We start from the raw sequence: 24,604 nt of genomic DNA, 5'->3' as shown, positions 1-24,604 counted from the left end.
TAACAATGAAAACAGCACTAATAACAGGGGTTACGGGGCAAGATGGATCATATTTAGCCGAATTACTGTTAGAAAAAGGATATATGGTTCATGGAGTTAAGAGAAGAGCCTCTTCTTTTAATACACAGCGCATCGACCATTTATATGTAGATCAGCACGAGAAAAATGTTAATTTCAAATTGCATTATGGGGATTTAACAGATTCTACCAATATTATTCGAATCATACAGGAAGTTCAGCCTGATGAAATTTACAATTTAGGGGCGATGTCTCATGTGAAGGTATCATTTGATTCCCCTGAATATGTAGGTAATGTAGATGGCTTAGGAACATTACGCATTTTAGAAGCTGTTAGGATTCTTGGTTTAGAAAAGAAAACCAAAATATATCAAGCTTCTACTTCTGAACTCTATGGAGGCATGCCTGAGAATAAAAATGAAAGGGGGTTTTATGATGAAAACTCTCCTTTTTATCCGCGTTCGCCATATGGAGTAGCTAAAATATATGGTTTTTGGATCACTAAGAATTACCGTGAGGCTTACGGTATGTTTGCTTGTAATGGTATTCTTTTTAATCATGAATCTCCTCGCCGTGGTGAGACATTCGTAACACGCAAAATTACCATGGCCACCGCTGCTATTGCTTTAGGAAAGCAGGATTGTTTATATCTAGGCAATTTGAATGCTTTGAGAGATTGGGGGCATGCAAAAGATTATGTAGAAGCTATGTGGCGTATTTTGCAACAAGACTCTCCGGAAGATTATGTTATAGCTACTGGAATCACAACATCTGTTCGAGATTTTGTAAGATATGCCTTTGAAGAGATAGGGGTAGAATTGTCTTTTGAAGGAGAGCAAGAAAACGAAATCGCGAAAGTGGTAAAATGCAATAATCCATTATACCAGTTAGAAATTGGATCAACTGTAGTTCGCGTAGATCCAAGATATTATAGACCTACAGAAGTAGATTTGTTAATCGGGGATCCTACTAAATCGAAAACTAAATTAGGTTGGGAACCTCAATATGATTTAGAGGCTCTTGTAAAAGAAATGGTTGCCTCTGATATTAACTTGATGAGATCTTCTTATAATGCTAATTGGGAAAATAATGCTAAAGAAAAGAATGAAAAATAGAACAATACTAATTACAGGAGGAGCAGGTTTTATAGGTTCTCATGTAGTGCGTGAATTTGTAAATAAATATCCCGAATACCAAATCATAAATTTGGATGCATTGACGTATGCTGGAAATTTAGAGAATTTGAAAGATATTGAGAATAGAGAAAATTATACTTTCATTAAAGCAGATATAACCGATGCTGCTCATATCTTAGAAATCTTTAAGCAATACCAGCCAGACGGTGTCATTCACTTAGCTGCTGAGTCTCACGTAGACAGATCCATTACGAATCCAACAGCATTTGTGATGACAAATGTTATTGGTACAGTAAACTTGTTGAATGCTGCAAAAGAAATTTGGAAGGATAATTTTGAAGGAAAAAGATTCCACCACGTATCAACTGATGAAGTTTATGGTACGTTAGGGGAAACTCGATTATTTACAGAGGAGACTGCATATGATCCCCATTCTCCTTATTCTGCATCTAAGGCTTCTTCTGACCACTTTGTAAGAGCTTATCATGATACATATGGTCTGCCAGTTGTCATTACAAATTGTTCTAACAATTATGGTCCAAATCATTTTCCTGAGAAATTAATCCCATTGTGTATTCATAATATTTTGAATAACAAACCTCTTCCTATATACGGAGATGGTAAGTTTACAAGAGATTGGTTATTCGTTATTGATCACGCTAAAGCTATTGACTTAGTTTTTCACAATGGAAAAAATGGGGATAGCTATAATGTCGGTGGTTTCAATGAATGGCAAAATATTGATTTAGTAAAAGAATTGTGTAAACAAGTCGATGAGAAGCTTGGAAGACCTGAAGGAACAGCTGCGCAATTAATCTCTTTTGTAAAAGATAGACCAGGACATGATTTACGGTATGCGATTGATGCTACTAAGATAAATAAAGAATTAGGCTACAAGCCTTCAGTTACATTCGAAGAAGGTTTATCTAAAACAATTGATTGGTTTTTAGCTAATCAAGAGTGGTTGGATAGTGTCACCTCCGGCGATTATCAGAAATATTACGAAACACAATATAGCAAATAGTAGAATTAAGATTCTACTCTAAATGTCGAATGAAAGCGATAGAGACTAAATTAAAAGGCTGCTTTATTTTAGAGCCTACAATATTCGAAGATAGTAGAGGTTATTTTTTTGAAGCATTCAGCAAAGCTAAGTTTGAAGATTTAACTAAGGCTAATTCCAATTTTGTTCAAGATAATCAATCTAAATCGAGTTATGGAGTTGTCCGTGGTTTGCATCAACAGATAGGAGAATTTGCGCAAGCAAAATTGGTTCGTGTGTTGGAAGGTAAAGTATTGGACGTGGCTGTGGATGTTCGACAAGATTCACCAACATACGGAGAACACGTTGCGGTAGAATTATCAGCTGAGAATAATAGGCAATTATATATTCCAAGAGGATTTTTACATGGATTTGCCGTTCTTTCAGATACTGCAACCTTTTTTTATAAATGTGATAATGTATATAATAAATCTTCAGAAGATGGAGTACATCCATTGGATAAAACATTAGCTATTAATTGGCAAATTCCTTTTGATAAGATTATTTTATCTGATAAGGATAAAGACGCAAGAGCATTTATATAATCAGCATTCATGAAGAAAATACTTATAACAGGTGCTGCGGGGCAGTTAGGTTCTGAATTGCGAGATTTATATAAAGAAAGAACCGATGTAACTACCTTTTTTTTGGATAGAGAGCAATTAGCATTAGACGATACAGCATCTATTAAAGAAGGACTAAAAGAATATAATCCAGATTTTATTATCCATGGAGCAGGTTATACGGCTGTAGATAGAGCTGAATCTGAAATAGAATTAGCGGATAAAGTGAACCATTTGGCTTCAGGAGAAATTGCGAAATATTGTGCAGCATATGGAGCCAAACTTATAGCTATTTCTACTGACTATGTGTTTGATGGGAATTCATCATCTCCTTTAAAAGAAGATGCGGAAGTCAATCCTATCAATATATATGGAGAGACGAAATTAAAAGGAGAGCAGGCAATTCTGAGATATTGTCCAGAATCCATCATCATTCGTACTGCTTGGGTTTATTCTACCTACGGTAATAATTTTGTTAAGACCATGTTGCGTCTTATGAACGAAAGAAATGAAATTTCGGTGATAAATGATCAAATTGGTTCACCAACATATGCACGAGATTTAGCACAAACAATTGTAGGAATAATAGACAGTGGTTCTTGGAATTCTGGTATTTATCATTATAGCAATGAAGGAGAAATTTCATGGTATGATTTTGCAGTAGCTATAAAAGAAATTAAGAATTTAGAGTGCACTATTCATGCAATTCCGACTACAGCTTATCCAACACCTGCTAAGCGACCTAAATTTTCTCTTTTGAATAAATCAAAAATAAAAGATACTTACGCTATCACAGTACCTTATTGGAGAGATAGTTTGGTAGAAATGTTAAATAAGATCTCACTATAAAAAATCTATAGATGAAAGGAATTATTCTTGCCGGAGGTTCCGGTACTCGTTTGCATCCTTTGACGCTAGCTGTGTCAAAACAATTAATGCCTGTGTATGACAAGCCGATGATTTACTATCCTTTGTCTACATTGATGTTGGCCGGAATTAATGAGATATTAATTATTTCTACTCCGCAAGATTTACCAAATTTTCAGAAATTATTAGGTGACGGTTCCCAAATTGGCTGCAAGTTTTATTACAAAGAGCAGCCTTCGCCTGATGGTTTAGCTCAAGCTTTTATTCTAGGTGAAGAATTTATAGGTGATGATAAGGTTGCTTTAATATTAGGTGACAATATATTCTACGGTTCAGGAATGTCCAAATTGTTACAATCCTGTGCAGACTCAGAGGGAGGTGTGGTATTCGCCTATCAGGTTAATGATCCCGAACGATATGGGGTTGTGGAGTTTGATGAAAATAATATGGTTGTTTCCATCGAGGAAAAGCCTAAGCAACCAAAATCAAAATATGCTGTACCAGGTTTGTATTTCTACGATAATGATATTGTTGATATTGCGAAGAATATTCAACCATCACCTCGTGGAGAATTGGAAATCACCGATGTAAATAAGGAATATCTAAAACGCGGAAAACTAAAAGTTGGTGTTTTTGATCGTGGAACTGCCTGGTTGGATACAGGAACGATTCAATCTTTAATGCAAGCAGGGCAATTTGTGCAGGTGATTGAAGAGCGAACAGGCATGAAAATAGGTGCAATAGAAGAAGTTGCCTATAGAATGGGGTATATTGATCGATATCAATTGGTGAAATTGGCAGAGCCTTTACGAAAAAGTGGGTATGGAGAATATTTAATTAAAATTTCTTAAAGAAATCCTTAATTATAAGTATAATACTTAATAAATATGGAAGTAGATTAAAAACTATAAAAAAAAGATGTAATTTTGAAGCGCTTTAAAAACTAACACGAATAATAAAATTTAAACCACAGCGGTAAATAAACATATGAAAATAACAATAGTTGGTACAGGATACGTAGGCTTATCAAATGCAATATTATTGGCACAACACAATGAAGTCGTTGCTTTAGATATTGTTCCGGAAAAAGTTCAAATGTTAAACAACAAGAAATCTCCAATTGAAGACAAAGAGATTACTGATTATTTGCAAACTAAGACGTTGAATTTTAAAGCTACATTAGACAAAGATGAAGCCTATAAAAATTCGTCTTATGTCATTGTTGCTACTCCCACTGACTATGATCCAAAAACTAACTATTTCAATACGAAAAGTGTAGAATCCGTAGTGTCAGAAGTAAAAGAATATAATCCTGAAGCTATTGTTGTAATTAAGTCAACTGTACCTGTAGGCTTCGTAGATGGACTAAAAAAATCATTACAATTTGATAATATTATTTTCTCTCCAGAATTCTTAAGAGAGGGTAAAGCTCTATATGATAATCTTTATCCTTCACGTATTATTATAGGAGAACAAAGTGAACGTGCTACTGTTTTTGCAGAATTATTAAAACAAGGCGCTATTAAAAAAGATATTCCAACGCTTTATACAAATGCAACCGAAGCTGAAGCAATTAAATTGTTTTCAAATACTTATTTAGCAATGCGTGTTGCCTATTTTAATGAATTGGATAGTTATGCACAAATTTTCAATTTAGATAGTAAACAAATTATTGAAGGTGTGGGCTTGGATCCGCGGATTGGCTCACATTATAATAATCCATCATTTGGATATGGCGGTTATTGTTTGCCAAAGGATACTAAACAGTTGTTAGCGAACTATGATGCTGTTCCAAATAATTTGATTAAAGCAATTGTAGATGCGAATAGAACACGTAAAGATTTTATTGCTGATTCTATTCTTGCTAAAAACCCTACGAAAGTTGGTATATATCGTCTCATTATGAAGTCAGGTTCTGATAACTTCAGAGCGTCTGCCATTCAAGGTATAATGAAACGAATCAAAGCTAAAGGTGTGGAAGTAGTCGTTTACGAACCTGTATTAAAAGAAGAAACTTTCTTTGGTTCAATAGTAAGTCACGATTTAGAAGCTTTTAAGCAAGAATGTGATGTAATCGTATCGAATAGAAATGCACCTGAGCTAGCAGACGTGCAAGATAAAGTATATACAAGAGATTTATTCGGTAACGATTAAAAAAAGAGATCTATTAAAATTATTTATATATAATAAAAAATGAATGTCTCTAAAAGTTAAGGCAGTATCAGGTTTATTTTGGACTATTTTTCAACAATTTGGTTACCAAGGCATCAATTTTCTTGTGCAATTGTTTTTAGCAAGAATATTGATGCCAGAGGCTTTTGGGGTAATTGCCTTACTTCAAATATTTATATCTATTGCAAATAACCTTATCGATTCAGGAATGACTTCTTCCCTAATTAGGAACAAAGATATTTCGGAGGTTGACTATTCGACTGTTTTTTTTCTCAATATTACAGTTAGTTTTGTTTTATATATTATTGCCTTTATTAGTGCCCCTTATATTTCAGCTTTTTATGCAATGCCAATATTGGATAGTGTTATAAAAGTTTATTGTATAAGCTTTGTGATAAATGCTTTTTCTATTATCCAAATTACTAAGCTTACTAAGGAGATGAAATTCAGGACTCAAGTATTGGTTCAAATTCCTTCATTGATAATTTCAGGAGTAGTAAGTATTTATTTAGCAAAGACTGGATGGGGGGTTTGGAGTATAGTAATATATAATTTATTACAAAATATTTTATTATCTATTCAATATTGGGTAAGATCTAAGTGGATACCGAAATTTTTATTTAATAAAGAAAGGTTAAAATATCATTTCAACTTTGGGTATAAGTTAACTATTGCATCTCTTTTAAACTCTATTTATGATAATATTTATGGAGTAATAATCGGGAAAACATTTTCTCCTCAGGTTTTAGGATATTATAACCGCGCAGAGCTTTTTCAACTTTTTCCTAGTAAGAATTTATCTACAGCATTAGAAAAAGTCACATATCCTATGTTTTCTCAAATTCAAGATGATAATGTTAGATTAAAAAGATATTACCGACAAATTTTTAATCTAGTTGTTTTCTTTTTAACACCTACAATGATTTTATTTTCAGTTTTAGCTACACCTCTATTTACATTGTTGCTCACGGATAAATGGCTCCCAATGGTGCCATTCTTTCAAATTATGACTGTTGTGGGGGTATTACATCCTTTTCAAAGATATAATTTAAATATTTTAAGAGTAAAGGGTAGATCAGATTTGGTGTTAAAACTGAATATTATTAAAAAAATTATTTTAACAGTTTTAATTATTGTTTCAGTTCAATATGGAATATATGGAATACTTATCTCCCAATGTCTATTTTCTATTATTTCTGTAGGTCTAAATTCTATGTATTCCTCACGAATGATTAACTACTCGTTAAAAGAACAAATTTTAGATATAATAGGAATTTATTTGCTGTCCATAGGTGTGGGATTTCTTGTCTATGTATTAGATAATAATGCGTTTATATCACTAAATAATTTTAGCCGTGTATTATTGGGTTTGTTTATTGGGTATATAATGTATTTTCTCATGGCTTTTTTATTAAAATTTGAGGTAGTAGCTATAATTAGAAAGTTTATTAAAGAAAGAAAATTTAAAAATGAATAATAAAAAACAAACACCTATAGTAAGTTTACATGGAGCTAGTAGAAATCATAATTACGGTGATGTGTTGCTAATGGCAATATACAAAAACTGGATTGAGGAAATAGGAGGAGAAGTGGTGCTTGATATGGCTAATGATTACTATGGTCGTTATTTAAATGTACAATCTCATTTACCAATTAGTAAAGCTGTAAATAAAGCCAATTTTATAGTTTATGGTGGTGGGGGATATTTTGGGGAACCAAGAAATCCTTCATTAAGATGGAGAGTAAAATTTGTTTTGCATCATATGATGCCGGGGATATTATCTCGTTTAAAAGGTAAGCCTTATGGTTTTTTTGGAATAGGTTTTGGGCCTTTAGATAATTTATTCATTCGAAAAATAGGAATGTTTGTGATTAATGGAGCTAGAATTGTTAGTGTACGAGATGAAGAGTCAAAACAATATCTTATTAAATATGGCTATAAGGGAAAAATTCATGTAAATCCTGATTCAGCCTTATCATTAGCAGACATAAATAGTAAATATTATGTTTCAAAGCAAATAAATAAAGCCCAAAAAAGAGTCGTGTTTCATATCCCTCTTGATCCTGGAAAGGATTTTGAAATGATAAGGCCCGCGCTTGTTGATTTCTTAACTAGAATAAAACAAATACAGGGAAATTTTGATTTTCATTTTTTAGTAGATCATGGGTTGGGTAAACATTGTTACCAATACCTTTTCTTTGATCAGTTAAGAAAGGATTTAGATGTTAATTGGTCTATTAAGGAATATATATCACCTGAAGATACATTACAGTTTTTATCTACTTGTGATAGTGTAATTACTACTAAACTACACGTTGCCATAACTTCATACGCATTGGGGGTACGACCTATTGGTATTTCAAAACATCCAAAAACCCAAAGATTTTTCAAGCAAATAGGTTTGTCGAATTTGCAATTCGATTTATATGATTTATTGGATTCTAAAAAGTCATTAGAATTACAGAGTATTATAGAAAGAACTGATAAGATTAGTATTAATAGTTTATTAATAGAAAATGCTCTTAATAACAAGAAACTTTTAAAAGAATTATTACAGTCTTAATATGCGAATTTTAAAGATATTAAATAGTAATGACGATGGAGGTGTTTTTACTTGTGAAGTCCAATTTATTAAAGAATTTGTTAAGAAGGGAGTTATAGTCGATGCGATTATATTAGATAAAGGCCCAAGATTAGAAATTTATAAATCGTTAGTTCAAAATGTTTATGAAATTGACAACTTAAATGTTAGTTTTAGTGGTAGCCCATGGACTATTATTAAAAATATTTTTAAAGCATTTGTTTATGGCAAAAATAACAAAAAACGTCTTGCCTCCACTCTAATTCGTAATAATTACACAGCTCTTATTTATAGAAGAGCAAATTTGCTATTCTTGTCGGGTTTTCTAGGATTATTCTTGAAAACAAATGTTTATTGGCATATGCCAAATATTGTTAGCAATAAATTCTCCTATCTGTTTTATAATTTTATTTTCAGGATTTTGAATATAAAACCAGTAGCAAATAGCTTATATACACAGAAGTCTATTGGATATATTAGTAAACATGTAATTTATCCTGGTTTTAATAAGGATCGCATTATACCCAAAGAAATAACGCGTAACATAAAGCAGGAATTAGGAATTTCTGAAAATACAGTAATTTACGGAATTCTTGCAAGGATAACGCATGATAAAGCACAAGACATTGTTGTTAAAGCATTTTTAGAATCAGATTTATTAAATGAAGATGTGTGCTTATTAATCGCTGGAGGAAAAGATAGTGAAGAATTTGAAAACAAAGTAAAGGAGGCAGCGGGAATTTATTTAAATAATCGTATTTTTCTATTAGGTGCGATTTCAGATGTTTCATGTTTTTATTCATCTGTTGATATTATTGTCAACGGTAGAAGGAATGCTGAACCATTTGGAATAAGTATAGCAGAGGCTTTAGGTGCTGGAAAACCTGTTATTGCGTATCATTTAGGAGGACCTTCTGAGATGATATTCGATAATCTGAATGGATGGTTAGTTAAAACTCCTGATACCAATGGATATCTAGAGGCCTTTAATCGTAGTTTTCGGATGAAAAATGAATGGAAAAACATTAAGGAAAACAATATATCTAAATCCATTCAATTTTCCGTTGAAACTAACTGTAAAAAATTTCTGTCTATACTAAATAAAGAATATAATTATAAAAGTTAAATTTGAATTAATACAACAAAGTATTAGAATTTAATATGTTAATGATAATAAATTATTAATTAATATTAATCTGGGTTCTCTGCTTAGGGAGTTATGTAAATGGACAAGTATTTAGTAAGAATAATATCTTTTTTTATTTATATAGGATTCTATATAGGTATAGTTTTAATGTTATCTTTAAAACTAGAGGATCTTACTCGATTTTATTCTATTCCTTTTAGAATTATAATTACTTTATGTATAATTTTATATTTAGTAGTTTACAGAAACAAAATAAAAGAATCTCAAAATTTTGACTTTTCTATTTTTCTTTATTTTTTTTGGTTTATATACTTTATAAAGATTTACCTCGATTTGCTCGGTAATGTAGTTTATGAAAGTAAAGATAGTTTTGACTTCGGTCTTTATACCATTATTTATTGTATTTTTCCTTATATATTTTTTAAAAGGATAGATTTTCAAAAGTATGGCAACGAAATAATTAATGCATTTATTTTAGCAGGTTTTATATTAGGAATCACATCTATATATTTATATAGTGATTTGATATTTTCAGGAAATATAGGAAGATTAACAGAAGCAAAGTACCAAGGATATGAAGCCAAAACTATTAACCCTTTAATACTTGCATATACTTCTACATTAACAATAGGTTTAGTTCTTTATAAATTATCAAGTACATCCAAAGGTTATAATTTTCCTACAAAATTGTATTACATTGCTATTCTACTGATTTCTTTTATTCTTACTTTAATAGGTTCTTCTCGAGGGGCATTTTTGGCATTAATAATAACACTTATAATTTTATTAGTGAATGGAAATAGGACTTTCAGAATCAAATTTATACAAATCATTTTATTTTCTACTCCACTTTTTATTTGGTTGTTTTTTAAGGTTGGTTCTGGAATATTTGATAGATTAGAAAACCTTAATAATATATCAAACGATAATTCGGCTAGTACTCGTTTGACTCTATGGGACAATTCATTAAATGAATTTATGGATTCACCTTTATTAGGTGGAAGACTTGAAATAGGGGGAATTTATCCTCATAATATTTTTATTGAGATTATGATGGCCACTGGACTGATTGGTTTTTTGTCATTTTTAATATTTTTAATATATATATTTTCGAAGTCTTTTGCTCTATTAAGATATGATAATAAATATACATGGGTTATTATATTTTTTGTACAATCTTTAATCCACTATAATTTTACAGAGTCTATATATTTAAGTAATGCCCTATTCATATCAATGGGGATAATTGCCGGTATAAAAATAAAAGGAGAATGAAAAATATTTTTTTGTCTATTTTAATGGTTTTGATTTATTTTATTGGTTTTGGTCAAACTAATAGAGTTATTTATATTAACAAAGAAAAGCCTAAAGTATCAAATAGCCGTTATGTATTTAAATCTATAGCCATTATATATGGTGGAACTATTGATCCAAATAATGATGGTACGGTAAATTATTTAAATATTGAGAAGTTTATAGTTTCAAAATTTCCAAATAAAAATGATGTGGGGATTTTCTGCATTGATTTGGAGAATCAACTCTATAAGGATTTAAGGGACAGAGCTATAAATTCAAAACGTTTTATTAACGCTGAAAATCATTTCTTGAATATTTTGAAATTGTGTAAAAAATTAAGACCGAATGTAAAAATTGGATTTTATGGTATTCCCTTTAAAACTCTATCAAGGTATAATATCGATCAATCAAGAATTGACAAAATTATTAAAATAAGTGATGTTATATTTCCTTCGTTGTATTTAAATTTTTCTAATAGCGAAAACAAAGGTTTAGATAAAAATTATAGCCATATAGATATTAATTTAAGAGAGACGTTAAAATTAGCCGTAAAGTATAACAAATTAGTGATACCTTTTACGTGGTACATGGTTCACCCTTATAATAAAAGTTGGGGAACTCAGATTTTGGATAAAATAAGTTATGTTAATTATATAGAAAGAATATTCACATTTTCTTTTGAGGGAAGAAGTATTAATGGCATTGTGTACTGGGATCCTATGACTAAAAATTATGAAAAATATAAAAAGAAGGACCACAATAATAAATTCCGAAATTATAGTCAAGATGACATATTCCATTATTATTATAACAGATAATTTTATTATTTAAAAGTGAGATTACTTCATATTTGCAATGATTTTGCATACTCAAAGGTTCATACAAATTTATATAAGTCGTTAGATGATAGGGGGTGTATTCAATTTGTTTTTCATCCTTTGAGAAATCAAAATCATGTTGGTAAAAATGTATTTAAATATAAACAACCAGAGTCTTCTATTTTTTATTCAAATAAACTAAATAAACTTCATTTAATAATATTTGAATATAAAATTCAGTTTCTTTATAAACAGCTATTAGAAGTTATTATCGGAAAAAATATAGATTTCTCATTGGCTACTACTTTATTTAGCGATGGTTTTCTAGCGTATAAATTATTTAATGAATTTAACATACCTTACACAGTATCTATAAGGTCAACTGATGTAGATGTTTTTTTTAAGTATAGACCGGATCTATTACCACTTGCTTTAAATATTATAAAACACGCAAAACATGTGTTTTATATTTCGCACGCAATTAAAAGGAAGGTGGTTAATAATTTTTATTTGAAATCAAGACTTCCTATCGATTTGGACCATAGATCGACAATTTTAAATAATGGGATAGATGAATATTGGATAGATAATCAACAAAATGTAGATAAATCTCATTGTTTTGATTTTGTATATGTAGGTTCATTCGAAAAACGTAAAAATGTACAAAAATTAATATCCGCTTTAGAAATAATTCGAGAGAAGCATCCTAAAATAAGCTTAAAGATTATTGGGGGATATAAAGATATAAATGGGAAAATATCTGCTTTAGTGAAGTCTAAACCATGGATTAGTTTTTTAGGTGAAGTTCAAGATAAGAAGGAAATTGTTAGGTTCTTTAGAGATTCAAGTTTTTTTGTTATGCCCTCTTATAGGGAAACTTTTGGATTAGTTTATATAGAAGCATTAAGTCAAGGTTTACCTTTGTTATATTCCCAAAATGAAGGAGTTGATGGAGTATTTCAAGAAAAAATAGGAGAAGCTATTGATCCTCATGATTTATCAAGTATAGTTGGAGGTTTAAAAAGTCTAATTACTAATTATAAGCTTTATAAAAAAGAAATCAATAAAATTGATTTTGAAAAGTTTCGATGGTCAAATATTTCAAAGTTTTATATCAATATCTTAAATAGTTAGTCTAAATGCAGATTTTAATTTTTTATCAATATTTTGGAACTCCAAAAGGTAAATGGAGCACTAGGATGTATGAATTAACAAAAAGATGGGTGGATAAAGGCCATAAGGTTACAGTTGTAACTTCCCCATATGAAAAATCAGATATAAGAGCTTCAAAATTCATAGAGAGACAAAATGTTGAGGGCATTGATTTAGTGGTTATAAATTCTGCTGACTCTAATAGAGATAATGTTTTAAAACGAGCTTTTAAAGCCCTCATTTTTTCTTTTATGTCTTGTTATTTTGCACTTACTTTAAAGTGTGATGTTGTATTAGCCAGTTCTGGGCCTATCACGGTAGGATTACCTGCGCTTTTGACTAAATGGTTTAGAAAAAAGGCTATGATTTTTGAGGTTCGTGATTTATGGCCAGACGGTGCAATTGAATTAGGCAAGCTTAATAATTCTTTGGTTCAAAAGATAGCTGTGTGGTTTGAAAAATTATGTTATAGAAATTCTTCTTTAGTTATTCCTTGCAGTAGAGGGATGGAGCAAGGTGTGCTAAAAAAATGCCCCAATACGAATACTTTAGTTATAACTAATGCATCAGATGTAGAATTGTTCTCGAATATATCAGAAGATGATAAGAAGATTCCTGAAAAATATGCTGGAAAGAAGCTGTTTTTGTATGCTGGATCCTTGGGTTTAATGGACGAAGTAGAACAAGTAATTGAGGGAATGAGACTCATAACAGATCCAAATATTTTGTGGCTAGTCATTGGAGAAGGTGCAGAAAGAAAGCATTTGGAAAATTTAGTGCGAAATTATAACCTTACGAATGTTGAATTTTTAGGTATTATGCCAAAAACTGAGGTAATTAAATGGTTCTCTAGAGTGGAAGCAAGTTTTGTGACATTTAAGGATTTACCAGTACTTCATACCAGCTCACCCAATAAAATGTTTGATTCATTTGCGGCTGGTGTTCCAATTATTCAATCTACGAAAGGGTGGATTAAAGAATTAGTCTCTTCTACTAATTGTGGTATTAATGTAGAACCTTATGAACCTCAACAGTTTTCAGAAGCTATATTGAAAATTGCTTACGACAGAAGTTATAGGGATGAATTGGCAGTAAATGCAAAGTTATTAGCTTTAAAAAATTTTAATAGAGATGTTTTGGCAATAGCTTATTTAAATAAGTTGCTTGAAATTGATAATAATCAAAAAAAATAACATATTAAAATGTCAAATATGAAGTTCAGATACGATATTGGAGCTCTAAGAGCTTTTGCAGTATTAGTCGTTGTTTTATTTCATTACGGAGTATCAGGTTTTGAAGGAGGATATGCTGGTGTAGATATATTTTTTGTTATAAGTGGTTATTTAATGACCAAAATTATCCTAACATCTTTTGCAAAAGATAATTTTACATTAAAATCATTTTATAAAAGACGTTTTGATAGAATTGTTCCTGCTCTTATTATTTTAATTCTATTAATTGTTTTTTATTGCATGTTTTTATATCTTCCAAAAGATTATGAACAAGTAAATAAAAATGGAATTTGGTCAAGTTTATTTTTATCAAATTTTTATTATGCACTTAACTCAAGTTATTTTCATCCCTCAGCACAATCTAACGTATTTCTTCATACCTGGTCACTATCAGTAGAATGGCAGTTTTATATGCTTTATCCATTACTTCTATTGCCATTAAAAAAAGCATATTTGAATAACAAAAATAAGTTCAACATAATTTTTCTCTCCATTCTATTTTCCTCATTTATATTAATGTTATACTTTAATTATCTAATGCCTGATAAATATTCCAAATATGTTTTTTATGGTACTCCGTTTAGAGCTTGGGAAATGTTTTTAGGAGGCATTGGATTTCTATATGAGAAAAATGTAAAAGAGAGTATAAGCAAAAAATATCGTGAAATAATATGTGTTGTTTTATTTATTTTATTATTTTCTTGTATTTATTTTCTATCCGAGGGTTTATTATGGCCTTCTATTTATACGGTTTTTCCCGCTCTTATTACACTAGGAATAATTTTATTAAATGTTAATAGCAAATTGTTGGAGTTTAAAATAGTTCAGTTTTTTGGAAAGATATCCTATTCACTTTATTTATGGCATTGGCCATTAATTGTTATATATGGTTATAGAGGAGAGTATACATTAAATGGTGTGTTTTGTCTTTTTCTATTTGCTATTTTAATATCGTGTGTTTCGTACTATTATGTTGAAAATAAAGCATACGAAATTGGTACTAGAAAGATTTTTTTCATTAGCGTTTGTTCTATTTCAATAATGTTAATTCTTTTGTATTTTAACCCATTGGAGAAAAAATATTCTAAGGAAATTATAAATTTGACGGAATTTAGAGATAATTATGACCGTGATTCTCAATTTAATATTAAATGTCATTCCGATAATTTAGAAACTTTAAAAAAGAATGGTTGCCTTATTATTAATAACAGAAAGAAGAATATTCTTTTAACTGGAGACAGTCATGCCGCTCAATATTATCTCTCCTTATCACAATTAATTGATACATCACAGTATAATATAGTTCAAATTACAACTTCGGGAGCACTTCCTTTATTAAATACAAAAGGAGCAAAAGGTCCTAAGTCGGTTATGAACTTTGTATTAATGGATTATTTACCTAATAATCTTGAGAAGTTTGATTTAGTATTAATTTCAGCTCATTGGTACAACTATAAGCTAAGGGGTTATAGTCAAAAGGAATTTGTTGCTGAATTCAAAAATTTAGATAAATATATGGAGGGTTTAAATAGTAAATATTTAATACTTGGTCAAAGTGTATTTTACAGAATTCCTTATCCTACTTCGGTAGCATTAAATTATTATTACAAAGAAAATGTTAATTATATTAATACGGATGGAGAGAAATTAAATAATATTTTAAAATCCTCTGTGAATAATTATTTTGATCTTTATCCAATGTATTTTCCAGAATTGCAAATTACTGAAAGCCCTTATTTTTTTGATAATGATCATTTTACCTTAAGAGCTACAGATGTGGTTGTGCCTATAATTCTTAAAGATATATCTAAAAGATTTAATTTAAATTTAACTCGTAGAAATTGAGATAATGAAAATTTTAATTTTAGGTAGTTCAGGATTTATTGGTAAAAGTTTAATTAAAGATTTACCTGATTCTATAGGTGTTTCCTTACGTAGTAATAATTGGAATGAAAGGTTTAAATGTGCTGATGTAATAATTAATCTAGTAGGAAAAGCTCATGATCATAAAGGAATGGCAACTCAAGAAGATTATTATTATGCTAATGTAGCTTTATTAAAGAATATTTTTGAGGAATATATAAAATCGAAAGCTTCTCTTTTTATACATATAAGCTCTTTAGCAGCAGTTGAAGAATATGAGTCCATTCATCCCTTAGATGAAAATGCTATATGCTATCCTATATCTTTATATGGAATATCTAAAAGAGTCGCTGAAGAGTGGCTTTTAAATCAAGCATTGCCTGAAGGGAAGAAATTAATTATAGTTCGACCTCCAATGGTTCATGGACCTGGTGATAAGGGCAATTTGGGGTTATTATACAGTTTAATTTCGAAGGGTATTCCTTATCCTCTGGCTTCGTTTACTAATAGTAGGTCCTTTATATCGATTGGAAATTTTAACTTTTTCATTAAGCAAATAATTGAAAAAAAGGAAATGTTGCTTTCTGGTATTTATCATGTAGCTGATGATGAGTCAATTTCTACTAATGACATTATTACTGTTATTAAAACTGTTACGGAAAAAAAGGTTCCTAATGTATCTTTACCAAAATTTCTTATAAATGGATTAGCTAAAATGGGTGATTTTCTTCCAATTCCTTTAAATACAAAGAGACTAAAGAAAATGACATCCAGTTTATTAGTCTCAAATAAAAAAATAAAAAATGCATTAGGAATTCAAAAATTGCCTTTTACAGCCAAAGAAGGCCTAGAAATAACTATTAAATCATTTAATCAAACCAAGTAATCAGTTCCTCAATGATATATTGCATAATATTTATTATATTATTTTTACTTGAATTAGCATACTTCAAAGTTGCAGATCGCTATAATATTATTGACAAGCCAAATGAGCGATCATCACATACGCAAATCACCTTACGAGGGGGAGGTATTATTTTCTATATCGCAGCAATGATATATTTTATTTATTCAGGCTGTCAATATCCATGGTTTTTTCTTGGATTGACCTTAATGACTGTTGTGTCGTTTGCTGATGATGTTCTGACTTTGTCTAATAGGGTAAGACTATTTGTCCATTTTATATCAGTTTTATTAATGGCCTATGAATTGCAAATATTTACCTTTCCATGGTACTATTTAATTATAGCATTTATTATTATTGTTGGAGTTATTAACGCGTACAATTTCATGGATGGAATTAATGGTATAACTGCTTGTTATAGTTTAGCTGTAGGTTCATTGCTATTGATAGAAAACTATAAACTAAATTTTATTCATCAAGACTTATTAATTTTTTCCATTTTAGGAATATTGGTTTTTGCTTTTTTTAATTTTCGTACAAAAGCTAAATGTTTTGCTGGTGATGTGGGATCCGTTGCAATTGCTTTTATAATTCTTTTTGCTTTAGGAAAATTGATTTTGCAAACAGGTAACTTCCTCTATATATTATTTTTAGTCGTTTATGGCATAGATTCTATTTGGACTATTGTAAGAAGACTGTATCTAAAAGAGAATATATTTGAAGCGCACCGCTCGCATTTATATCAATATCTGGGAAATGAGGCTGGAAAAAATAAGTTGGTGGTTTCATTTATGTATGGTTTGGTACAATTTGTGATAGGATTGGCTGTTTTATTTATCACTGATGATCTTTTTAAGTATCAGGTTATTTTTGCAATAACTCTTTTGTTAGTATCAAGCGGTATATATCTAATTTATAAAACATATATAATCAGAAAATATGTCAAGTAAAAAAGAAATAACACCTTACGATATAATAAAGGGAGGGTCGGCAACAGATCATAGAGGGCAAATTCGTTTTGTTAACGATTTTGATATGAGTAATGTTAAACGTTTTTATATTATTAAAAACGCACATACTGAACTTGTACGTGGATGGCGAGCACATCGTATTGAACAAAGATGGTTTTATGTATTGAAAGGAAGTTTTGAATTAAATATAATCAAAATAGACAATTGGGAAAGCCCAAGAAGAGATATACCCATAGAAAGAATAATTATAAAATCAGATAAATTGGAAGTTATTCACCTTCCTCAAGGATATGCAACTGCTTTTAAAGCATTGGTGCCAAAATCAGAATTATTGGTGTTTGCTGATTATGATGTACAACATGCTAAAGAGGATGATTATACTTGGCCAATTGATTATTTTGTTAATTATTTTACAGACAATAATTAGAACTCAATTAGTGTATTATGATAATTAATCGTTTGAAAATATCTATTTTTGTTAATACACAGTTTAACATTGATTATGAATAAAAAAATCCTATATTTTGTACTATTAATTAGTATCGTGATTTCGTCATGTGCGTCGCGAAAAGATTTGATTTATTTTCAACCCGCAGATAGTATCGCTTTGATAACTAATTATGAAAATAATGCCCCAAAACTTCAGCCAGGGGACATTTTAGCTATTTCAGTAACCGCTGATGATATTCGAGCTACACAACCTTTTAATCCGATATCTTCTTATGCAGGAAATACGGGAACATTACAATCAGCGAATCCATTTATCCCTACCTATGCTATTGATAATAATGGTTATATAGATTTTCCAAAATTGGGAAAAGTCAAGCTAGCTGGTCGTACTCGAACAGAAGCTATAGATTATTTACGTAATGAAGTAAGTAAATTTATTGTAAGTCCTGGAATAAGTATGGAAGTTCGTAATTTTAGAATTACGGTTTTAGGGGAGGTAAAGAGCCCCGGTACATATTCAATTAGTAATGATAGAATTACGATATTAGAAGCCTTAGGGCTTGCGGGAGATTTAACAATTAATGGCGTAAGAAAAAATGTTCTCGTTATTAGAGAACAAAATGGATTAAAGTCTGAATATAGAGTCGATTTAACTTCTCGTGATGCTTTAAATTCTCCAGTTTATTATTTAGCCCAAAATGATGTGGTATATGTTGAACCGAATGGTGCGAGAGTTCAGTCATCAAAGTATACCCAAAATACAGGTGTATTTGTCTCTGTTGCCAGTTTATTAATAACTATGATTTCAATTTTAACACGATAGATTACCTAAATATATTATATAATGATAGAAGAAAAAGCAAGAGTAGAAGATGAAAGCCAAGATCTAAATTTAAGGCAATTGTTTGAGCAATATGCATTTTTTTGGAGGTGGTTTTTATTATCAATAGTATTTTTTGTATTAGGTGCAATACTTTATTTAAGGTATGCTGAGAAAGTATATAAAGTAGATGCAAAGATCTTGCTTCAAGATGAAAAAAAAGCCTCAGGTGATCTAGCAGGCCTATCAGAACTTGCATCTTTAACAGGGGTTGGAAGCTCTGCTTCATCATTTGTTTTGGATCAGATAGATGTTATTAAATCTCGAAGGATTTTATATAAAGTTGTTGTTTCCAATAAATTAAATATAATCTATAATGCAAAAGGGAATGTAAAAAAATCAGAACTTTTAGAACAGGAGTCGCCTGTTAAATTAGTCCTATTGGATTCAAATAATCCTAACCTAGATTCTATTACATATCAAATAAAAATATCCATAGATAATAATTCTAAAATCACAGTATCGGACGGTATTCAAAATATAGTAGGATACAACTATGGAAAAAAAATTATTACACCTATTGGTGCGATAATGCTTGTGCCAAATAACGGCAAAAAACTAGACCAAAATTTAGTAATCGATGTTATTCCTGCAGCGAAGGTAGTTGATAATTTATTACAAGAAATTCAAGTAATACCAAACAAAGAGAAACAATCTTTTATCATAAATTTCTCATTGAATCACCCGAATCGTAAGAAAGCTGAGTTAATACTAAACTCGTTAGTTTCACAATATGATTTAGATGCTACCGAAGATAAAATTAAGGTGACTCGTGCAACTTCTGATTTTATAAATAATCGGTTAAATTTAATTACAAGAGATTTATCTACTTCGGATTCAAAAGTTGCAGACTATAAAGATCGCAATAATTTGGTTGATATGTCTTCAGAGGTTCGTATGTATATGGAAAATGCTTCTGAAAATGAGCGAAAATTAATTGATTATCAAACTCAATTACGCTTGGCGGATATGATGCGTGAAACAGTCACAGAAGAAGGAGGACTTTTACCTTCTAATATTGGATTAAATGACCCCTCAATAGAAGCGACCGTAAAATCGTACAATGATTTGGTATTAGAACGTGAAGACCTTTTAAAGTCAGCAACTCCAGACAATCCAATTGTCCAAAATTTAAATAAAAATATATCCGATATTAGGTCTAATCTTAATACATCATTACAGAATTATAGAAATGTACTGTCTACAAATGTGAATGTTATTCAAGCCCAAACTAGTAAATATTCGGGAAAATTAGGACAACTGCCTAACCAAGAGCGAGACTATAAAGATATCTCAAGGCAACAACAAATATTTGAATCATTATATTTATTCTTACTTCAGAAGAGAGAGGAAACTGAAATAAAAGCAGCAGCTACGCCTGCTAATTTGAAAATAATTGATCAGGCATATGGATCCAATATTCCTGTAGCTCCCCGAAAATCTTTGATTATGTTAGGGGCATTAATAGTCGGATTTATTATTCCTTTTATTATACTTTATATTAAATTTTTATTGGATAATAAAGTTCAATCTCGTCGAGATGTGGAAGCTGAATTTCCTGCTCCTATTTTGGGAGAGATTCCTTCTTCGGAATACCCTATTATTAAAGAAAATGACCGTTCTTCTTTAGCAGAAGCGATACGTATTCTTCGTACTAATATATCTTTTATGCTTACTAAGAAAAAAGGCGAAAGTTCGGTAATTTATGTTACTTCAACAACATCTGGAGAAGGTAAGTCTTTTATTGCTACTAACTTGGCGAAAATATTAGCTATGTCAGGAAAGAAGGTTTTGTTGTTGGGAGCGGATATTCGTTCACCAAAAGTATTAGATTATTTGGGACTTTCGCATTTGCAACATACTAATATTGGTATCACTCAATATTTAATAAATCCTGATATGCCTATATCTGAGATTATTATTAGAAAACCAGCTCCTTATGATTTTGATATTATATATTCAGGATATATTGCTCCAAATCCAGCTGAGTTATTAATGAATGGTCACTTCGAGGATATTGTTAACTACGGTAGAGAGAATTATGATTTTGTAATTGTTGATACTGCGCCTGTAAGTTTGGTTACAGATACTATATTAATTTCGGAATTTGCGGATTTGACAATATATGTTTGTCGTGCGAATTACTTGGATAAGCGACTATTAAATGTTCCAAAAGAGCTTTATTATCAAAGCAAGTTGCATAATATGGCAGTCGTAATTAATGATGTTGATTTTAAACGAGGTTATGGATACGGATATGGCTATGGCTATGGTTATGGAGAAGGGCATAACAATAAAGGATTTCTTTCTAAAGTCAAGAGTCTTTTAGGATTAAAATAGTTTATGTTTTATATAAATAATAACCTCATTGACACTATCATATAAAGTATGTAAATAAGAAAATGTGGAGTCCATATAAATGTTGATTCCACATTTTCATTTACATAACTTATTATTGTGACGGGCAGAGAATCATTATATAATGTATCCGTCCTATGAACTATTGCAATTCCACTTTGGGATTACCCTATAAATCTTTAAATGAAAATATCTCCTGCGTAATCTGGGTTTATTTTACAGTCTCTCACAAACTGGATAAGTGCATCAAAATTGGCGAAGAACCTTCTTATTTACCGATTCCATTTTTGCTTCAAAATTTATAATCTTTGACCTACTTCTTAAGATCCAAACCTTTTTATTTCAATATTCTTTTTCTTAGCTTTTAAAATAAAAGGTTTTATTTTTAATTTTTCTCCAATTTGTAACTCTACTTCTATAGATTTTTCCTCAGTGAGCACATTTTCAGCAAAGCTATTTTTATCGAGCGAAATTATATATTTGCCACGTGGAACTTGGAGTATGAATTTTCCAGTTTCATCAGTTTCGGCTGTATAAATAACTCCATCGCTCGCTTCGGCTAGAACTCTATATCCACGAAGATTAGTATTAACTGTTAAATCAAAGGCAGGATTATATTCTAAAATAATTTCTCCGTTAAGAGTAGAAACTTGTTGTAATGCTACTTGCACGTTAACTGATTTTGAATCAACATTTACAACTTTTGATTTAGCGCTATAATTGTTGATGGGTGGAGTAAAAATCACGTAATCGCCAAAAGGAATATTTTTATAAACAGCCTGACCTTTATTATTGGTAGAGAAGGAAACAGATCCAAACATTAAATTGTAATTTGATGCTACAGCATCACCCTCATCATATATCCCGTTATAATTGTTATCATAGAAAATAAACATTTTAACATTTCCCTGAGGCTTTTTATTTATGATTTTTCCAGAAGGTAATTGCTGTTTTACAACCATTTGTACGTTATTGTATGTATATGGATTATTACTTAAGCCCTTAGTGTAAGTAAACTGCCCCTGCATGGAGATGCGTGTAGTTTTCTTCAATTGGTAGTCGATGCTACCAACATTTAGTACATTAAAGCCCCAAAGTTTGCTGTATCTACCCGTATTATTTAAATTCCATTTTACCTTATCACCTAAAAATGCTCCGCTAGCTTGCACGCCAAATGAATACTGTGTACTCAGACTAGTATTATAAAGTATACTATTAAATAATTCATATAATTGGAACGTACCTTTTTGAAATCCGACCATAAAACGAATTTGACCGTAACCATAGGTTGCATCCATTCTTAGGGCTGTCTCGCCGGAGCTATTGTTGTCGGTTTGATTAGGGTTGTTAACATTTATATATCCCCCTTCAGCAAGAATATTTATATTATGTTTTCTATTAGCACTGAAGTATTGCCCATTGGTTTGTAATAAATAACTTTTACTACTAAGCTCAAAAGGTATATTAGAGAAACTATAAGATGCATTTTCTGTATTATAGCTGGGTGTTAAGGTAATAAAGGTATTTCCTTTTCGCGTAGAGCCAGAGAACTGTGCCTCAAGACGCTGCTGTCTATTTTTGAAGTTTGTAGAATAGTATGTTAGACTTTTTGGAGAAAAGGCATGAAAGTTATAGCCTACAGCACCTTGCCATCTGCCCAGTGGGTAGCTAACTCGGTGTTGAAGCTGTGTTACGCCTCTTCTATTTCCTGGATAGTAAGGTGTAGAGTAGAAGTAGTCCATCAAAAACCTCATTTTATTCCACTCTTGTGTGGTTTTCCAACCTAGGGCGATAGCATTTTGTTGATACTTCTCATCATTTCGTACTAAATGAAAAGCTGTTCCCGCTCCTACAAAACCTACCATTGAAGATTTTTCTTTCTTTGGACTTATGTCAAAGGAATTAGTCCACAATAAAAATCCTGTAGTATCTATGGTATTTCTATTAAAAATTACTTGACCATCATAGAATTTTCTGTCCTTTTTTAATTCTCCTAAGCGTAACCTAGCAAAAGCTGTAAGGGGAATACCTGATCCTGGTTGGTAAGAACTTAATAGTTCGTTGCTATTGTCACTTACCCCGAAGTCTACGGCAGTGCCCTTCGCAGTATCTAAAAAAGCATATTTCATACCGCGTCCGTAGAAGGTAGACTCTAAGGATTCTTGCAGATTACCTGCAGTTATTTGGTGCCTGTTATGTTCAAGCTCTAAGTAAGTATTGGTGACAAATATGCGATCTAAACCTTGCCAGTTTGCCATATTAATACCGTAGCGAATAGCCCCAGTCTTTGTTTCGTATTCCCCGGTGCTAAACATACTATAGTTTTGTTGCTGATTGAATATGTTTGAAACTCGAAGTTCCAAATTATTGCCTGTTGTTTGCCACAGGTTATTCCGAATCGCATCATTAGCATTAAAATCTCTGCTGGAGCTACGGTTGTAAAAAGCGAGTTGTACGTTCCCAAACGGATCGTCTTGATCGTTAATTCCGGTTACACGAACTAGGTATTGGCTCAGGTTTGTCATGTAGCGCTCCACAATAAAACTGTATACTAGAACAGAATCGGTTCCAGGTAAAAGAAACATAGAGAATTCTTTGAATACAGTCTTTCCATACCTATTTGGGCTAGAGAGTACGATTTTAAAATTTTCCTCTACAGTACCTTCATTTTGAATATTTAGCTTAATGTGCATGCTGTCTCCTTGAAGCCTAAAAGTTTGTAGTGGAGTCTGATCTGTAATTGTAATTTTTCTAAAACTTGGAATTTTAATATCTAGCGCCCTTTGACTTACTAGTTTTCCTTCTTTATCTTTTAGAAGTATATTGATCTTAGTGTCCGATACAAGGCTTAAGTTATTTACCTGTCCACGGAAAGTAAAATAACGTGTAGCTTTTCCTGGGATAGAGGCCTGAATAGTTGCTGCCCCAAGGATTGTAAAACCTTTAGGAAGATCAAATTCAAAGTGACCACTTAAATCAGTCTGATCCAAATTCTCTAAGCTGAATGAAATAGTATTTAGCCCTCTTTCTACTTTAACTGGACTTTCTACATTCCATTTTAATTTCTGCGCCTTAACTGTAAAACAAGTAACAGTAATTTGAAGCGTAATGAGAAATATAATTCTAAGAATATGACTTGGAAGGGTAGGCATT

20 protein-coding genes are annotated in these 24,604 nt (G+C 31.0%); 19 read left to right on the top strand and 1 reads right to left on the bottom strand.

The features are described from left to right. The first annotated feature begins 5 nt into the window (after positions 1-5). The 19 genes from gmd (at position 6) to H8B04_RS09260 (ending at position 21,433) form a co-directional block, all read left to right on the top strand. A complete protein-coding gene (gene gmd, locus H8B04_RS09350; protein ID WP_190302182.1) occupies positions 6-1,133 on the top strand; it encodes a GDP-mannose 4,6-dehydratase in 1,128 nt (375 codons plus the stop codon). Further along, positions 1,123-2,178: a dTDP-glucose 4,6-dehydratase gene (rfbB, locus tag H8B04_RS09345; protein WP_190302181.1), complete on the top strand. Its 1,056-nt coding sequence runs from the start codon at positions 1,123-1,125 to the stop codon at positions 2,176-2,178. The genes gmd and rfbB overlap by 11 nt, the downstream gene beginning before the upstream one ends. A 29-nt stretch (positions 2,179-2,207) precedes the next feature. After that, the gene (gene rfbC / locus H8B04_RS09340) at positions 2,208-2,741 is read left to right on the top strand and encodes a dTDP-4-dehydrorhamnose 3,5-epimerase (protein WP_190302180.1); all 534 of its coding nucleotides are present in this window, start codon (positions 2,208-2,210) and stop codon (positions 2,739-2,741) included. 9 nt (positions 2,742-2,750) lie between these two features. Then, positions 2,751-3,608 carry a dTDP-4-dehydrorhamnose reductase gene (gene rfbD, locus H8B04_RS09335; protein WP_190302179.1) on the top strand — a complete coding sequence of 286 codons (858 nt, stop codon included), beginning with the start codon at positions 2,751-2,753 and terminating at the stop codon, positions 3,606-3,608. Positions 3,609-3,619: 11 nt separating this feature from the next. Further along, on the top strand, positions 3,620-4,477 hold the full coding sequence (gene rfbA / locus H8B04_RS09330) for a glucose-1-phosphate thymidylyltransferase RfbA (protein WP_190302178.1): 858 nt from the start codon (positions 3,620-3,622) through the stop codon (positions 4,475-4,477). 136 nt (positions 4,478-4,613) lie between these two features. Further along, a complete protein-coding gene (locus tag H8B04_RS09325; protein WP_190302177.1) occupies positions 4,614-5,780 on the top strand; it encodes a nucleotide sugar dehydrogenase in 1,167 nt (388 codons plus the stop codon). 43 nt (positions 5,781-5,823) lie between these two features. Next, a complete protein-coding gene (locus H8B04_RS09320; RefSeq protein WP_190302176.1) occupies positions 5,824-7,275 on the top strand; it encodes a lipopolysaccharide biosynthesis protein in 1,452 nt (483 codons plus the stop codon). Next, the gene (locus H8B04_RS09315) at positions 7,268-8,362 is read left to right on the top strand and encodes a polysaccharide pyruvyl transferase family protein (protein ID WP_190302175.1); all 1,095 of its coding nucleotides are present in this window, start codon (positions 7,268-7,270) and stop codon (positions 8,360-8,362) included. Before H8B04_RS09320 ends, H8B04_RS09315 begins: the two co-directional genes overlap by 8 nt. A gap of 1 nt (position 8,363) precedes the next feature. Then, on the top strand, positions 8,364-9,506 hold the full coding sequence (locus H8B04_RS09310; RefSeq protein ID WP_190302174.1) for a glycosyltransferase family 4 protein: 1,143 nt from the start codon (positions 8,364-8,366) through the stop codon (positions 9,504-9,506). A gap of 99 nt (positions 9,507-9,605) precedes the next feature. Next, a complete protein-coding gene (locus tag H8B04_RS09305) occupies positions 9,606-10,802 on the top strand; it encodes an O-antigen ligase family protein (RefSeq protein WP_190302173.1) in 1,197 nt (398 codons plus the stop codon). Further along, positions 10,799-11,641: a hypothetical protein gene (locus tag H8B04_RS09300; RefSeq protein WP_190302172.1), complete on the top strand. Its 843-nt coding sequence runs from the start codon at positions 10,799-10,801 to the stop codon at positions 11,639-11,641. The genes H8B04_RS09305 and H8B04_RS09300 overlap by 4 nt, the downstream gene beginning before the upstream one ends. Before the next feature lie 15 nt (positions 11,642-11,656). Next, positions 11,657-12,775 carry a glycosyltransferase family 4 protein gene (locus H8B04_RS17330; RefSeq protein ID WP_190302171.1) on the top strand — a complete coding sequence of 373 codons (1,119 nt, stop codon included), beginning with the start codon at positions 11,657-11,659 and terminating at the stop codon, positions 12,773-12,775. A gap of 5 nt (positions 12,776-12,780) precedes the next feature. Next, positions 12,781-13,986 (top strand): glycosyltransferase family 4 protein, encoded by a 1,206-nt coding sequence (locus H8B04_RS09290; RefSeq protein ID WP_190302170.1) that lies wholly within the window; start codon positions 12,781-12,783, stop codon positions 13,984-13,986. A gap of 18 nt (positions 13,987-14,004) precedes the next feature. Continuing rightward, entirely contained in the window at positions 14,005-15,870 is a 1,866-nt protein-coding gene (locus tag H8B04_RS09285) for an acyltransferase family protein (protein WP_190302169.1), read from the top strand. Between the two features lie 4 nt (positions 15,871-15,874). Further along, on the top strand, positions 15,875-16,774 hold the full coding sequence (locus H8B04_RS09280; protein WP_190302168.1) for an NAD-dependent epimerase/dehydratase family protein: 900 nt from the start codon (positions 15,875-15,877) through the stop codon (positions 16,772-16,774). A gap of 11 nt (positions 16,775-16,785) precedes the next feature. Continuing rightward, positions 16,786-17,742: an MraY family glycosyltransferase gene (locus H8B04_RS09275; protein ID WP_190302167.1), complete on the top strand. Its 957-nt coding sequence runs from the start codon at positions 16,786-16,788 to the stop codon at positions 17,740-17,742. Continuing rightward, positions 17,732-18,190, top strand: a complete 459-nt coding sequence (locus tag H8B04_RS09270) for a WxcM-like domain-containing protein (RefSeq protein ID WP_190302166.1) — start codon at positions 17,732-17,734, stop codon at positions 18,188-18,190. Before H8B04_RS09275 ends, H8B04_RS09270 begins: the two co-directional genes overlap by 11 nt. Before the next feature lie 75 nt (positions 18,191-18,265). Then, positions 18,266-19,036 carry a polysaccharide biosynthesis/export family protein gene (locus tag H8B04_RS09265; RefSeq protein WP_190302165.1) on the top strand — a complete coding sequence of 257 codons (771 nt, stop codon included), beginning with the start codon at positions 18,266-18,268 and terminating at the stop codon, positions 19,034-19,036. A gap of 21 nt (positions 19,037-19,057) precedes the next feature. Further along, a complete protein-coding gene (locus tag H8B04_RS09260; RefSeq protein WP_190302164.1) occupies positions 19,058-21,433 on the top strand; it encodes a GumC family protein in 2,376 nt (791 codons plus the stop codon). Positions 21,434-21,771: 338 nt separating this feature from the next. Here H8B04_RS09260 and H8B04_RS09255 read toward each other — a convergent pair whose 3' ends face one another. Further along, positions 21,772-24,603, bottom strand: a complete 2,832-nt coding sequence (locus H8B04_RS09255) for a COG1470 family protein (RefSeq protein ID WP_190302163.1) — start codon at positions 24,601-24,603, stop codon at positions 21,772-21,774. Between the last annotated feature and the right edge of the window lies 1 nt (position 24,604).

The organism is Sphingobacterium litopenaei (genome assembly GCF_014692495.1).
In the GTDB taxonomy this organism is placed as follows: domain Bacteria; phylum Bacteroidota; class Bacteroidia; order Sphingobacteriales; family Sphingobacteriaceae; genus Sphingobacterium; species Sphingobacterium litopenaei.
Note: the sequence above shows the minus strand (reverse complement) of the source record. Positions and strands in the feature narration are given on the sequence as shown.

Coding starts and splice junctions, on each gene's coding strand:
- H8B04_RS09290 (WP_190302170.1), top strand. CDS start 12,781: ATGCAGATTTTAATTTTTTATCAATATTTTGGAACTCCAAAAGGTAAA.
- rfbD (WP_190302179.1), top strand. CDS start 2,751: ATGAAGAAAATACTTATAACAGGTGCTGCGGGGCAGTTAGGTTCTGAA.
- H8B04_RS09260 (WP_190302164.1), top strand. CDS start 19,058: ATGATAGAAGAAAAAGCAAGAGTAGAAGATGAAAGCCAAGATCTAAAT.
- H8B04_RS09310 (WP_190302174.1), top strand. CDS start 8,364: ATGCGAATTTTAAAGATATTAAATAGTAATGACGATGGAGGTGTTTTT.
- H8B04_RS09300 (WP_190302172.1), top strand. CDS start 10,799: ATGAAAAATATTTTTTTGTCTATTTTAATGGTTTTGATTTATTTTATT.
- gmd (WP_190302182.1), top strand. CDS start 6: ATGAAAACAGCACTAATAACAGGGGTTACGGGGCAAGATGGATCATAT.
- H8B04_RS09325 (WP_190302177.1), top strand. CDS start 4,614: ATGAAAATAACAATAGTTGGTACAGGATACGTAGGCTTATCAAATGCA.
- rfbB (WP_190302181.1), top strand. CDS start 1,123: ATGAAAAATAGAACAATACTAATTACAGGAGGAGCAGGTTTTATAGGT.
- H8B04_RS09270 (WP_190302166.1), top strand. CDS start 17,732: ATGTCAAGTAAAAAAGAAATAACACCTTACGATATAATAAAGGGAGGG.
- H8B04_RS09305 (WP_190302173.1), top strand. CDS start 9,606: ATGGACAAGTATTTAGTAAGAATAATATCTTTTTTTATTTATATAGGA.
- rfbC (WP_190302180.1), top strand. CDS start 2,208: ATGAAAGCGATAGAGACTAAATTAAAAGGCTGCTTTATTTTAGAGCCT.
- H8B04_RS09320 (WP_190302176.1), top strand. CDS start 5,824: ATGTCTCTAAAAGTTAAGGCAGTATCAGGTTTATTTTGGACTATTTTT.
- H8B04_RS09315 (WP_190302175.1), top strand. CDS start 7,268: ATGAATAATAAAAAACAAACACCTATAGTAAGTTTACATGGAGCTAGT.
- H8B04_RS09265 (WP_190302165.1), top strand. CDS start 18,266: ATGAATAAAAAAATCCTATATTTTGTACTATTAATTAGTATCGTGATT.
- H8B04_RS09255 (WP_190302163.1), bottom strand. CDS start 24,603: ATGCCTACCCTTCCAAGTCATATTCTTAGAATTATATTTCTCATTACG.
- rfbA (WP_190302178.1), top strand. CDS start 3,620: ATGAAAGGAATTATTCTTGCCGGAGGTTCCGGTACTCGTTTGCATCCT.
- H8B04_RS09275 (WP_190302167.1), top strand. CDS start 16,786: ATGATATATTGCATAATATTTATTATATTATTTTTACTTGAATTAGCA.
- H8B04_RS09280 (WP_190302168.1), top strand. CDS start 15,875: ATGAAAATTTTAATTTTAGGTAGTTCAGGATTTATTGGTAAAAGTTTA.
- H8B04_RS09285 (WP_190302169.1), top strand. CDS start 14,005: ATGAAGTTCAGATACGATATTGGAGCTCTAAGAGCTTTTGCAGTATTA.